At 73.7% G+C, this 12334-nt stretch carries 13 protein-coding genes; 11 read left to right on the top strand and 2 right to left on the bottom strand.

Going from position 1 to position 12334, the window contains the following annotated elements; genetic code table 11:
* Nucleotides 1-39 precede the first annotated feature (39 nt).
* From H300_RS28880 to H300_RS0123420, 6 genes are all read left to right on the top strand, one after another.
* Entirely contained in the window at nt 40-1185 is a 1146-nt protein-coding gene (locus H300_RS28880; RefSeq protein ID WP_486584018.1) for a sugar-binding transcriptional regulator, read from the top strand.
* Nucleotides 1186-1528: 343 nt separating this feature from the next.
* Complete coding sequence (locus H300_RS0123440) at nt 1529-2998, top strand: aldehyde dehydrogenase family protein (RefSeq protein ID WP_028429332.1); 1470 nt, start codon at nt 1529-1531, stop codon at nt 2996-2998.
* Nucleotides 2999-3182: 184 nt separating this feature from the next.
* The gene (locus H300_RS0123435) at nt 3183-4007 is read left to right on the top strand and encodes an aldo/keto reductase (RefSeq protein ID WP_028429331.1); all 825 of its coding nucleotides are present in this window, start codon (nt 3183-3185) and stop codon (nt 4005-4007) included.
* Nucleotides 4008-4115: 108 nt separating this feature from the next.
* Nucleotides 4116-4706 carry a helix-turn-helix domain-containing protein gene (locus H300_RS0123430; protein ID WP_028429330.1) on the top strand — a complete coding sequence of 197 codons (591 nt, stop codon included), beginning with the start codon at nt 4116-4118 and terminating at the stop codon, nt 4704-4706.
* A 326-nt stretch (nt 4707-5032) separates the two neighbouring features.
* Nucleotides 5033-5284, top strand: coding sequence for a hypothetical protein (locus H300_RS0123425; RefSeq protein ID WP_028429329.1), 252 nt, complete (start codon nt 5033-5035; stop codon nt 5282-5284).
* Nucleotides 5285-5339: 55 nt separating this feature from the next.
* Entirely contained in the window at nt 5340-6677 is a 1338-nt protein-coding gene (locus H300_RS0123420) for a hypothetical protein (protein WP_028429328.1), read from the top strand.
* 211 nt (nt 6678-6888) lie between these two features.
* On the opposite strand, the gene H300_RS0123415 is transcribed toward H300_RS0123420, so the two are convergent.
* On the bottom strand, nt 6889-7221 hold the full coding sequence (locus H300_RS0123415; RefSeq protein ID WP_028429327.1) for a YciI family protein: 333 nt from the start codon (nt 7219-7221) through the stop codon (nt 6889-6891).
* On the opposite strand from H300_RS0123415, the gene H300_RS30790 reads away from it, so the two are divergent.
* The 4 genes from H300_RS30790 (at nt 7135) to H300_RS0123400 (ending at nt 10251) form a co-directional block, all read left to right on the top strand.
* Nucleotides 7135-7890, top strand: coding sequence for a LysR substrate-binding domain-containing protein (locus tag H300_RS30790; RefSeq protein WP_486584017.1), 756 nt, complete (start codon nt 7135-7137; stop codon nt 7888-7890). The two genes, H300_RS0123415 and H300_RS30790, sit on opposite strands and share 87 nt — an antisense overlap.
* 129 nt (nt 7891-8019) lie before the next feature.
* Nucleotides 8020-9276 carry an FAD-binding protein gene (locus H300_RS0123410; RefSeq protein WP_028429326.1) on the top strand — a complete coding sequence of 419 codons (1257 nt, stop codon included), beginning with the start codon at nt 8020-8022 and terminating at the stop codon, nt 9274-9276.
* A gap of 212 nt (nt 9277-9488) precedes the next feature.
* Nucleotides 9489-9683: a hypothetical protein gene (locus tag H300_RS0123405; RefSeq protein ID WP_028429325.1), complete on the top strand. Its 195-nt coding sequence runs from the start codon at nt 9489-9491 to the stop codon at nt 9681-9683.
* Nucleotides 9684-9846: 163 nt separating this feature from the next.
* Nucleotides 9847-10251: a VOC family protein gene (locus H300_RS0123400; protein WP_028429324.1), complete on the top strand. Its 405-nt coding sequence runs from the start codon at nt 9847-9849 to the stop codon at nt 10249-10251.
* 42 nt (nt 10252-10293) lie between these two features.
* On the opposite strand, the gene H300_RS0123395 is transcribed toward H300_RS0123400, so the two are convergent.
* Nucleotides 10294-11511, bottom strand: a complete 1218-nt coding sequence (locus H300_RS0123395; protein ID WP_028429323.1) for an acyl-CoA dehydrogenase family protein — start codon at nt 11509-11511, stop codon at nt 10294-10296.
* Between the two features lie 160 nt (nt 11512-11671).
* Between H300_RS0123395 and H300_RS0123390 the strand changes: the two genes are divergently transcribed.
* Nucleotides 11672-12310, top strand: a complete 639-nt coding sequence (locus tag H300_RS0123390; RefSeq protein ID WP_028429322.1) for a TetR/AcrR family transcriptional regulator — start codon at nt 11672-11674, stop codon at nt 12308-12310.
* The last annotated feature ends 24 nt before the right edge of the window (nt 12311-12334 follow it).

Below are 12334 nucleotides of genomic sequence, written 5' to 3'. Positions count from 1 at the left end.
GTTTCCGCAGGCAGCGCATCCGGACATCGGGGAACAGACGTGAACGATTCGCAGCAGGACGACGACCTTCGGGGCGGCCCCCGGCCGCAGCACGCAGCCCGCGGGGAGGCCGCACCGGTGGGCGCCACGGGGGCGGGCGCCTCCCAAGGCTCCGCGGCGGTGAGCGATCCGCTGCTCGTGGCCTCGGTCGCGAGGCGCTTCTACCTGGGGAACCGCTCGAAGGTCGAGATCGGCCGGGAGTTCGGCATCAGCCGGTTCAAGGTGGCCCGGCTGCTGGAGGAGGGGGTCGCCCGGGGCATCGTACGCATCGACATCACCGTGCCGGCCGAGATCGACGTGGCGCTGTCCGAGGAGCTCGCGGAGTGCTTCGGTCTCCGGCACGCCGTGGTCGTGGCCGGCAGCGGGAACGGAGCGGACCCGCTGGACAGCGGTCGGGTCACCCCCTGGCTCGGCACCGCGGCCACGCAGCTCATGTCGAGGATCATCGGCGAGGACGACGTGCTGGGCCTGGCCTGGAGCCGCTCGGTCAACCACCTGGGTGACACCTGGACCCGGCTGCCACCGTGCGACGTCGTCCAGCTCACCGGCGTGCACCCGGACCGGCCGCTCGACGCCGCGGCCGTCGCCGCGGTGCACGACGCGGCCGCCGTCTCCGGCGGCCGGGCGTTCCCCCTCTACGCACCGCTCGTGCTGCCGAACGCGCTGACTGCCTCGGTGCTCCGCAGCCAGCCGCTGATCGCCGAGACCCTGAGCCACATCGGCCGGGTCACGAAAGCGGTCGTGGCCATCGGCTCCTGGCACGCCGGGCAGTCGACGGTGTACGACGTATTGGACGAGGAGGGGCGCCGGTACCACCGCTCACTCGGGGTGTGTGCGGAGCTGGCCGGACACCTCCTCACCGCGGACGGCCGCCTGGTGGAGACGGAGTTGGCCGAGCGGGTGATCTCGGTGGGGCACGAGCAGTTGCGCGCCGTACCGGAGGTCGTGGGAGTCGCGGGCGGCGAGGCCAAGGCGGAGGCGATCGCGGCGGTGCTCCGCTCGGGTCTCCTCACCGGGCTGGTCACCGACACGGCCGCCGCCCGCCGCATCCTGCTCGCGGACCGTCCACGGGGCGGGGCGGGAGCGCGCGGACCGGGCAGCCGCGAACGGCACCCGGCGGACACCGGTACACCGCCGCGGCACTGACGCCCGCCGGGCCTCGCGGAGGAGGCCGGCGGGTGGAGGACGGCGACCGCCCGCGCGTGGGGGTCTCCGGACGCCGTCGCGCCACCGCGACGGGAGATCCAGCCACACTTCCTGCGCACCGGGGCAGTCCCCGGAGCAGGCGGGCAGGTCGCACGGGGTCAGGGCACGGGCGTCCCCCGTCCCGGCGCGCGGGCGCACGGAACACCGGTCTTCGCCGCGGCCGCATGTTTTCGCCGCACCGGGGCACCCCCTAACCGGACACACTCCATCGAATGGGGTGATATGCAGTGGAAGATCCAGGTGCAACCGGAACGCCGCACCCGTGACGAGGAGGAACCCCACCATGGCAAGCGCGCCGACCCCGTACGAGGGCTTCACCACCATGCCGCTCGCCGGCACCTGGCGGGCCGGCTGCGCCGGCCCGTCCCGCGAGGTGCTCGACCCCTGGAGCGGGGAGGTGCTGCTGGAGATCCCGCAGGCGGGCACCGCGGACGTGGACCCGAGCATGGAGTCCGCCCGGTCCGCGCAGCGGGAGTGGGCGGCACGTCTCCCCCGCGAGCGCGCGGCGGTGATGAGCGCCGCCGTCGAGGTGCTCACCCGGCGCAAGGACGAGGTGATCGGGTGGCTCGTCCGCGAGGGCGGCAGCACCCTCGCGAAAGCTGAGGCCGAGTGGGCGGCGACCCGTGCCGACTTCACGGAAGCCGCCTCGCTGCCGCACCGGGTGGCCGGGCGCATCCTGCCTGCCGACGTGCCCGGCAAGGAGAGCCGGGTCTACCGGCAGCCGCTCGGTGTGGCACTGGTCATCAGCCCGTGGAACTGGCCACTGCACCTCTCCTGCCGCTCGATCGCCCCGGCGCTGGCGCTGGGCAACGCCGTGGTGCTCAAACCGGCCGGGGACACCCCGGTGACCGGGGGCCTGCTCATCGCCAAGGTGCTCCAGGAGGCCGGTCTGCCGCAGGAGCTGCTGAGCGTACTGGTCGGGCCGGGCGGCGAACTCGGCGACGCGCTCGTGGAGCACCCCGTCCCCCGGCTCGTCTCCTTCACCGGCTCGACCCCGGTCGGGCGCGGGATCGCGCAGAAGGCGGGGATCAAGAAGCTCGCGCTCGAACTGGGCGGGAACGCACCGCTCGTGGTGCTCGACGACGCGGACCTCGACCGGGCGGTGGACGCCGCCGTGTTCGGCTCCTTCTTTCACCAGGGGCAGATCTGCATCCGCACCAACCGGGTGATCGTGGAGTCCGGCCGGTACGACACCTTCGTGGAGCGTTTCGCCGAGCGTGCCCGGGGGCTGCGGGCGGGCGACCCGTCCGACCCCGCGACCCACCTCGGCCCGATCGTGAACCGCAAGCAGCTGGACGGCATCCGGGACCTGGTGCGCCGGTCGGTCGAGCAGGGTGCGGAACTGCTGGTGGGCGGCGACCCGGGCGGGCCCTCCGGACTGCTGCTGCCGCCGCACGTGCTGCTGGCCGAACCGGACACGCCGACCGCCGTGGAAGAGGTCTTCGGCCCTGTCGCCACGGTGCTGCGGGCCAGGGACGAGGAGCACGCCCTGGAACTCGCCAACGACACCCAGTACGGACTGTCGAGCGCCGTCTTCAGCGGCGACGCCGAGCGCGGTGTCCGCTTCGCCCTGCGGGTGCACGCGGGGATGACGCACGTCAACGACCAGACCGTCAACGACCAGGCCAACACCGCGTTCGGCGGTGAGAAGAACTCCGGTCTCGGCCGCTTCGGCGGGGACTGGGCGCTGGAGGAGTTCACCACCGACCACTGGGTGAGCGTGCAGCACACCCCGCGGCAGTACCCGTTCTGAGCGGCGGCGCCGCCGAGGCCCGGGCGACCACCGGCCCTCGGCGACCCGCTCTCCGGCGCGGCGGCGGACGCCGTGCCGGGGACGCGCCGAGAGCGGAGGGCACCGGTACGGTTGGCGCCGGGTCCGCACGCAGGTCCGGTCGCCCGCAGGCGACCGGAACACCCACTCATGGGAGGACGACGCCATGACCACTGTTCCCGAGGTCACGCTCAACAACGGAGTGCAGATCCCGCAGTTGGGCTTCGGGGTGTTCCAGATCCCCGACGACGAGACGGCCGAGGCCGTCTCCACCGCGCTGGAGGCGGGCTACCGCAGCGTCGACACCGCGTCGCTGTACGGCAACGAGCGCGGCGTGGGCAAGGCGCTCGCCGCCGCGGGGCTGCCCCGCGAGGAGCTGTTCGTCACCACCAAGCTGTGGAACGACGACCACGGCTACGACGCGGCGCTGCGGGCGTTCGACGCCTCGCTGTCGCGTCTCGGCCTCGACTTCGTCGACCTCTACCTCATCCACTGGCCGATGCCGGGGCAGGGACTGTACCCGGAGACGTGGCGTGCACTGGAGCGCATCCAGGCCGACGGCCGGGCGCGGGCGATCGGTGTGTCGAACTTCCAGCCCGACCACCTGGACCGGCTCGTAGAAAGCTCCGGGGTCACCCCGGTCGTCAACCAGATCGAACTCCACCCGCAGTTGCAGCAGGCCGGTCTGCGGGCCCACCACGCGGAGCACAGTATCGCCACCGAGGCGTGGAGCCCCCTCGCCAAGGGCGGGCTGCTCAAGGACCCCGTGCTCACCGGGATCGCCGAGCGGCACGGCCGGACCCCGGCCCAGGTCACCCTCCGGTGGCATCTACAGCTCGGCAACATCGTCATCCCCAAGTCCGCGACGCCCGAACGGATTCGGCAGAACCTCGACGTCTTCGACTTCACCCTCACGGACGAGGACATGGGGGACATCGCCACGCTCGACAGCGGCACCCGCATCGGTCCGCACCCGGACTCGATGGGCTGAAGCCACCGCGGCCGGCAGGGCCGCGGCCGGGGGCTCGGGGCGGTGCGCCTCCCCGAGCCCGCCCCCGGCCGTTTGACAAACGTCCTTGCCGCATCAGCACATGGGGGCATGGCAGACGAAGAACTCACGACCGTGCTCACCGCTGTCGGCCCCCGGCTGCGCGCCCTGCGGGGCAACCGCGGCCTCACGCTGACGCAGCTCAGCGAGAAGACGGACATCTCGCTGAGCACTCTGTCGCGCCTGGAGTCCGGGCAGCGCCGGCCGACGCTGGAACTGCTGCTGCCACTGGCCAAGGCGTACGGGGTCCAGCTCGACGAGCTGGTGGGAGCGCCGGAGACGGGCGACCCGCGTGTCCACTCCCGCCCGTTCAACCGCTTCGGCATGACCTTCGTGCCGCTCACCCGCAACCTGGGCGGCCTGCACGCGTACAAGCAGATCATGCCGCCCGGCTACGGCGGCTCCGGTGAGCTGGAGCAGCGGGTCCACGAGGGCTACGAGTGGCTCTACGTACTCTCCGGACGGTTGCGCCTGGCCCTGGGGGAGCACGACCTCGTCCTCGGCCCCGGGGAGGTGGCCGAGTTCGACACCCGGACCCCGCATGCCTGGGCCTGCCCGGGGCCCGAACCGGTCGAGTTCCTCAGCCTCTTCGGGGCGCAGGGCGAGCGGCTGCACGTCCGTGCCCGGCCCACCTCCGGCTGACCGGACACGGAGCGGACGTGGGCCGGGCACGGAGCGGCCCGAAGGGAACCTTCCGTCCGGCCCGCGCGTCCAGACCGATGAGCGGGGGCAGCACCGACAGGCCGGTACGGGGCCGGGTGGCGACTGCGCCGCCGGGCCGGGCAGCCGGCGCGGGGGCCCCATGGGCAGTGACGGCACCGGCCCCTCACCTCGCGGCCCCGCCCCGCGGCCGGTCGACGGATTCGTCGGACGCGCGGCGGAGGTCGCGCTCTTCCGCCGGGCCCTGAGCGGCGACGACCGGGCGTTCGCGGTGCCTTTCCTGCACGGCCCGGGCGGCGGGCCGTCCGGTGGTGGAGCTGGACGGCCGTACCGTCGATCCGACCCCGGACGGGTTCGAGAAGGAGGCCGGGGCGGCGCTGGCGGACGAGCGGGTGGCGCTGCTCGTCGACGCTTTCGAACGCTGCCGGGGGCTGGAGGGCTGGCTGCGCGACCGCTTCCTGCCCCGGCTGCCGGCCGGTGTGGTCACGTCGTCGCCGGGCGCCGCGGCCCGGAACCGGCCTGGGTGTCGGACCCCGGCTGGGCCGAACTCCTGCGCGTGACCGCCCTGCGCAACCTCGCGCCGGACGAGGCCGTGCCGCTGCTCGACGCGCACGGGTGCCCCGGGTCGCGCAGAGGGCACTGCTGGCCTTCACCGGCGGCCATCCCCTCGCGCTCGCACTCGCCGCGTCGTCGTCGGCGGCGGCGGCGGCGGCGGAGAACGGCACCGCCGCGGAGCGCTGGCAGCCCATCGGGGACGTCATCGAGACCCTGCTCCCGCGACTCGTCGGGGAGATGCCCTCCCCCGCGCACCGCAGGGCGCTGGGCGTCTGCGCCCGTCTGCACGTCACGACGGAGGCGGCGCTGCGCCCCGTGCTGGGCGGGGAGGCGGCAGTGCTGTTCGCCTGGCTGCGCGAACTCCCCTTCGTCGAAGCCGCCGCGGGCGGGCTCTGCCCGCACGACGTGGTCCGGGAAGCGCTGGAGGCAGACCTGCGCCGACGCGATCCGGCGGGCTACGCGGACATGCACCTGCGGCTGCACCAGCACCTCTTCGAGCGGGTGCGGACCGCGCCCGAACCCGAGCGCCCGGTCGCGGTGGGCGCCCTGCTGCACCTCTACCGCAGCGATCAGCACCTTCCCGGCTTCTTCACCTGGGAAAGCGAGGGCGAGGTGCAGGAGGAGCCGTACGCGCCGGCGGACCGGGACACGGTGCTCGCCCTCGCCGCAGAGGCGGAGGGCCCCGAGTCCGCCGCCCTCGCCCGGCACTGGCTCGACCGACAACCCGTGGCCTTCCGGGTCCACCGCCCGACCCGGTCCGGCACGGTCGTCGCGTTCGCCGCCCGGCTGCGCCTCACCGGTCCCGAGGGCACCGAGGCCGACCCCGTGGCTGCCGCCGCCTGGGCGCACACCCGGGCTGCGGCCCCGCTGCGCGGTGACGAATACCTCGCCCTCGCGCGCTTCGCCGTCCATCCGACCGCCTACCAGCGCAGGTCGGCGGTGACGGACCTGATGCAGTGGCGCGCCCTGGGCACGGTGTTCCACGACCGCGGGCCGGCCTGGTCCTGCGTAGTCCTGCAACGGGACGCGTTCTGGGCACCGCACATGCGGCACTTCGAGAGGGACCCGCTCCCCGCAAGACCCGTCGTCGACGGGCGGGAGCACGCCCTGTTCGTCCACGACTGGCGCGCCCGGACCGCCGCCCGCTGGCTGGAGACCAGGAGCCGGCTACTGCTCGCCGGCGCAGCGGGGGAACCGGCCGGGCCGGCCGATCTCGTCGTGCTCTCCCGACCGGAGTTCGACGCGGCGGTGCGCGCCGGACTGCGCGCGCTCCGGCGCCCCGCCGGACTGGAGCGGAACCCCGCTGACGCGCTGCAGGGTCGTCGCCGAGAGCGGCGGCACGCTCCACGCCGTGCTCGTGCGCGCGGTGGAGGAGCTGCGGACCGGGCGAGGGGGTGAGAAGCAGCACCGCGCCGTCGCAGCGACCTACCTCCGGGCCCGCTCCCCCAGCGGGCGCTGGCGGAGCGGCTGGGGCTGCCGTTCAGCACATACCGCAGGCACCTGGCCTCGGGCACGGACCGGCTCAGCACCTCGCTGTGGCGACGCGAACGGAGCGGCTCCTGATCCCGGGGCGCGAGGGCCGCGCCCACCTCGGGCGTCGCCCCTCGCCCTACGCCGGCTCCTGCAGGGGCCAGACCTCGACCACGCCCTGGGCGACCGCGCAGGGCGTCGCCGACGCGAGCCGGACGGCCTCCTCGAGGTTCGAGGCCTCGATGATCCCGAACCCGGCAACAGGAAGAGCCGAGGACATGAAGGGACTGCTCTCCACGGTCACACCGGCACCGTCGTGATTGCGCACCTGTACGGGCGCGCCGGCGATGCCCGTCACGGCCCCGGCTTCGAGCAGACGGGCCTCATGCGCGTGCGCCTCGTCCCGTACCACCGCCTCGGTGCGGTCGTAGCCGTCCTGATCCCCGTACCCGATGGTCACGAATCTCGCCACGGCAGGGCCTCCCCCTGGTCGTCCACAACACTTACCGGTACAGACCCTCGGACCTGCCCGAACTCATCGTGGCACCGGACGGTTCACGGATCGCCGCGGGGCCGCGCCGATGCGCCTTGCGGCCGCCGAGGTGGCCGGAGCGGGTACCCGGGGCCGCCACCCGCGCGGCCGGCGCGGACGCGCTGCACCACCGGGGAGGACGGTGGCCTGCACAACGCCCGCCGGGCGGGTCCTGGGCGGGTGCCGCTCCGTTCGGCTTTGAGGTGGCGTGTGGTCAGGCGGAGCCGGACTCGCGGCGGGCCGGGCGGCCGTGAGGCGGTGCCGTGGGGAGCCCTCACCGGCGAGGTCTTCGTGGACTTCCCCACCGGCTGGGGACCGCGACGGGCGGCCGACGCCGGGTTCACCGCGGTCCGCGTCGGGCGGAAGGTGGCCCCGGAGGTCACCGACGTACACGGCCTGGTGGAACTCGTCCAGCAGGGGCTGGGCATCGCGGTCGTCCCGCGGCACTTACCGCCAAGTCCGAGACGGCGGGGCTGGCCGCACTGCCGCTCGTCCCGACGGGCGGGGGTACGCGAGCCGGGCCGTGTCCCCGCCCGAGGACGCGCTCGTCCCCGCCGCCGCGGCACTGCTGGCGCTGCTCCCCGCCGGACGGAGGCCGCGCCCGGCTGATCCGTGCGGTCCCCGGCGGGCCCGGGCCGGGAGGGGGACCCGGCGGACCTCGCCCGGGCGGGAGCTGTGATGATGAGGTGCGCGAAGCGTCGCAGCGGAACGCAGGCTGCGCCGAGCCGAGGGGACACGATGGTCGCACTCGTCACCAACTGGGCCCGGAACGTCACGTTCGGGTCGCAGGAACTGCTCCGTCCCGGTTCGACGGACGAACTGCGGGAGCTCGTGGCCCGCAGTCCCCGGGTGCGGGTGCTGGGCGCCGGCCACTCGTTCAACCGGATCGCGGACACCGACGGGGTGCTCGTGTGCCTGGACCGGCTGCCGCGGGTCCTGGAGATCGACCCGGCCCGGCGCACCGCGCGGGTGGGCGGCGGGGTCCGCTTCGCCGAGCTCTGTGCGGAGTTGCGCCGGCACGGCTTGGCCCTGGCCAATCTGGGCTCGACGCCGCACTTCACCCTCGCCGGCGCCCACGCGACCGGAACCCACGGCTCCGGCGACCGGAACGGCAGCCTCGCGGCAGCCGTCCGGGCGATCGTCCTGCTGACCGCCGACGGCTCGGTCAGGACGCTGCGGCGGGGAGACCCGGAGTTCGGCGGCGCGGCGACCTCGCTCGGGGCCCTGGGGGTCGTGACCGAACTGACCGTCGACCTCGTCCCGGAGTTCGAGGTGGCGCAGTTCCTCCATGAGGGGCTGACGTGGGAGACGCTGACGGAACGTTTCGACGAGCTGTTCTCCTCGGCCTACAGCGTGAGTGCGTTCACCGACTGGTCGGCCGCCCCCTGCCGGCTGTGGCTCAAGCACCGGACGGGCGACCCGTCCCCCGACCTGAGCCGGAGCGGGACCCGCCCTGCGGTCGCCGCGCACCACCCGGTCCCGGGGATGCCCGCCACGCACGTCACGGAGCAGCTCGGCACCCCCGGGCCGTGGGACGAGCGGCTGCCCCACTTCCGGTCCGGGTTCGTGCCCAGCTCGGGCACGGAACTGCAGTCGGAGTACTTCGTCCCGCGCGCCGACGCGGCCGGGGCGCTGACCGCGCTGCGCGGCGTGGGGGCGGCACTGGCCCCGGTGCTCCAGATCGCCGAGATCCGCACCGTGGCGGCCGACGACTGCTGGCTGGGGCCGAACCACGGCCGGGACAGCGTCGCCTTCCACTTCACCTGGGTGCAGGACGCCGAGGCGGTGACCCGCGTGCTGCGCACCATGGAGGAGGCGCTCGCCCCGTTCGGCCCCCGGTTCCACTGGGGGAAGCTCTCCTGCCTTCCGCCCGAGCAGCTGCGCCGCTCGTACCCGCGCTGGGACGACTTCGCCCGGCTGCTCTCCCGCCTGGACCCGGGCGGGACCTTCCGCAACCCCTTCGTCGACCACTACTTCCCGCCCGCCGCGGGCTGAGCAGCGGGTCCGTGGCCGGTGGCCGCCGACGGTGCCGGTGGCCACCGGCACCGGTGCCGCGGTCCGGCAAGCGGCACGGACCGTTCGGCGGGACGGTTTCCCCGGCGCGTGTGGCAGGGCTCCCCCGTCCGGCCGCAGGGATGCTTCCGAACGGCCCGCGGGGTGGAACCGACGGGGCGACAGACACGTCGCACGCCATGCAGGGAGCCCCCATGATTCTGTCGATCTCCGGAGTCGTCCTGCTCGGAGTGATCGCCTTCCTCTTCTTCCGCAAGGACGGCTTGAAGCTCTCGCACGCGGTGGTGTGCGCGCTCTTCGGCTTCTACCTGGCCGGATCGGCCATCGCGCCGAGCATCACCGCGGGCGGTGAGAGCCTCGCCAACCTCCTCGGCGGCCTGACGCTCTGAACCGGGCGGGCGCCGCTCCGCAGCAGCCGGCCGCGGCCGACGGCGGTCGGCCGCCCGTCCCGGATCCGGTCCCGGACCGCCGATGACTTTCGCCACGACCCGGAGTCAGTACGTGCGAAAGGCCACGACGGGCCCAGGAACTCCCCGGAAACGAGACGCGGACATGGACAAGCTGACCTTCCTGAACCTGCCGGTGAAGGACCTCGACGCCTCGGTGGCGTTCTTCACCGAGCTCGGGTTCTCCTTCAACCCGCAGTTCACCGACGAGAACGCCACCTGCATGATCATCAGCGACCACAGCTACGTGATGCTGCTGACGGAGGAGTACTTCCGCGGCTTCTCCAAGAAGCCGGTCCCCGACACGGCCGCCTCGGCCGAGATGATCCTGGCGATCGGCCTGGAGAGCCGGGAGCAGGTGGACGAGAAGACCGACCGGGCGCTGGCGGCGGGCGGCTCCGCCGCCGGCGACACGATGGACGAGGGCTTCATGTACTCGCGGAGCTTCCAGGACCCGGACGGCCACCTGTGGGAGTTCATGTGGATGGACCCGGCGGCCGTGCAGAGCTGATCCCGCCGGGCCCCCGGGCCCCGTCACCGGGGCGGCGCCGTGTCAGCGGATCGCCGCCCCTGAGACCGTCCGGGCGATCACCAGCCGCTGGATCTCGCTCGTGCCCTCGAAGACGGTGTAGACGGCCGCGTCGCGGTGCATGCGCTCGACCGGGTACTCCCGGGTGAAGCCGTTGCCGCCGAGGATCTGCATCGCCTGGGCGGTGACGGCCTTGGCGGTCTCTCCGGCGAACAGCTTCGACATCGAGCCCTCGGCAGCGGTGAACGGTTTCCCGGTGGCCGCCATCCACGACGCGCGCCACACCAGCAGCCGGGCTGCGTCGATCCGGGTCCGCATGTCGGCGAGCTGGAAGGCCACGCCCTGGTTGTCGATGATCGGGTGGCCGAACTGCTCGCGGGTGCCGGCGTAGTCGAGCGCGACCTCGTAGGCGGCGCGGGCGATGCCCACCGCCTGGGCCGCCACGGCCGGCCGCGACGCCTCGAAGGTCGCCATCGCGGCGTTGCCGCCGCGTCGGCGGCCGCCCTCTCGCGCCCGGGCCAGCCGCTCGTCCAGCTTCTCCCTGCCGCCGAGCAGGCAGTGCCCGGGGAGCCGGACGTCGTCCAGCACCACTTCGGCGGTGTGCGAGGCGCGGATGCCGTGCTTCTTGAACTTCTGCCCCTGGGACAGGCCCGGTGTGCCGGGCGGCACGAGGAAGGAGGCGTGGCCGCGGGCGCCCAGCTCCGCATCCACCACCGCGACGACCACGTGGACGTGTGCGATGCCGCCGTTGGTGGCCCAGGTCTTGGTGCCGTTCAGCACCCACTCGTCCGTCGCCTCGCGGTACACGGCGCGGGTGCGCATCGCCGCGACGTCGGAGCCGGCGTCCGGCTCCGAGGAGCAGAAGGCGGCCAGCTTCACGTCGTCGGCGTCGCCGTACATCTGCGGGACCCAGGTGGCGACCTGCTCCTCGGTGCCGTTCGCCACCACGCCGACCGCGGCGAGGCCGGTTCCGACGATCGACAGGGCGATGCCGGCGTCGCCCCAGAACAGCTCCTCCATCGTGGTGGGGAGGCCCAGCCCGGTGGGGTCGAAGAACTGCTGCGCGTAGAAGTCGAGGGAGTACAGCCCGATCTTGGCAGCCTCCTGGATGATCGGCCAGGGGGTCTCCTCGCGTTCGTCCCACTCGGCGGCGGCCGGGCGCATCACGTCGGCGGCGAATCCGTGGATCCACTCCCTGAGCGCTCGTTGATCGTCGTCGAGATCCATCGCAAAGTCCGCCACGGCGGCGCCTCCCACATTGTTACTAGCGGTAACATGTGGCAGTCTGTTACCGCTCGGTAGGCCGTGTCAACCACGGCACGGCACGCAGCTCACTCGTTCCGGGTGCTACGTTGCCGTTCCGGGCGACCCGTGGACGCGGGCGGGGGAGGAACTCACGACGATGGTCACCAGAGCGCAGCACAGCGGCCGTTCGGCGGGTCGGCGGGAGGAGCTGCTGGAAGCGGCCAACCGGGTCGTGCTCAGGGACGGCCCCGGAGCCTCCATGAACGCGATCGCGGCCGAGGCGGGCATCACCAAACCGATCCTCTACCGGCACTTCGGCGACAAGGGCGGGCTGTACCGGGCGCTGGCCGTCCGGCACACCGACGCGCTGCTGTCCTCGCTGCGCGCCGCGCTGGACGCACCGGCGGACCGGCGGCGCCGGGTCGAGTCGACGCTCGACACCTACCTCGCGGCCATCGCGTCGCACCCGCAGGTCTACCGCTTCCTGATGCACCCGGCGGAGGAGGGCCCCGCCGGGGAGTACGGCTTCGACGTCGGACAGGACTCCGCGATGCTGCTGCGCCGACTCGGCGACGAACTCGGCTCGGTCATCGACGAGCGGCTGGACCTGGGACCGGACGGTGCCGAGTCGGCGCGGGTGTGGGGGCACGGCATCGTCGGCATGATGCACGCCGCGGGCGACTGGTGGCTCAAGGAACGCCCGTGCTCCCGCGCACAGTTGGTGGAGCAGCTGGCCAACCTGCTCTGGGGCCGGCTGGCCGCCGCGGCCGACCGCGAGGGTGCGCCGGGCTTCTGATCCCGCGACCGGCGGTGGTCCCCT

The organism is Streptomyces sp. TAA040, assembly GCF_000424845.1.
The sequence above is the reverse complement of the archived record's forward strand: the minus strand, read 5'-3'. Positions and strand labels throughout refer to the sequence as shown.

What these genes read in the sequence shown, in the direction of transcription:
- H300_RS0123430 (WP_028429330.1), top strand. Translation starts at nt 4,116, where the DNA reads ATGGCAGACGAAGAACTCACGACCGTGCTCACCGCTGTCGGCCCCCGG.
- H300_RS0123410 (WP_028429326.1), top strand. Translation starts at nt 8,020, where the DNA reads ATGGTCGCACTCGTCACCAACTGGGCCCGGAACGTCACGTTCGGGTCG.
- H300_RS0123440 (WP_028429332.1), top strand. Translation starts at nt 1,529, where the DNA reads ATGGCAAGCGCGCCGACCCCGTACGAGGGCTTCACCACCATGCCGCTC.
- H300_RS30790 (WP_486584017.1), top strand. Translation starts at nt 7,135, where the DNA reads ATGCGCGTGCGCCTCGTCCCGTACCACCGCCTCGGTGCGGTCGTAGCC.
- H300_RS0123400 (WP_028429324.1), top strand. Translation starts at nt 9,847, where the DNA reads ATGGACAAGCTGACCTTCCTGAACCTGCCGGTGAAGGACCTCGACGCC.
- H300_RS0123405 (WP_028429325.1), top strand. Translation starts at nt 9,489, where the DNA reads ATGATTCTGTCGATCTCCGGAGTCGTCCTGCTCGGAGTGATCGCCTTC.
- H300_RS0123435 (WP_028429331.1), top strand. Translation starts at nt 3,183, where the DNA reads ATGACCACTGTTCCCGAGGTCACGCTCAACAACGGAGTGCAGATCCCG.
- H300_RS0123390 (WP_028429322.1), top strand. Translation starts at nt 11,672, where the DNA reads ATGGTCACCAGAGCGCAGCACAGCGGCCGTTCGGCGGGTCGGCGGGAG.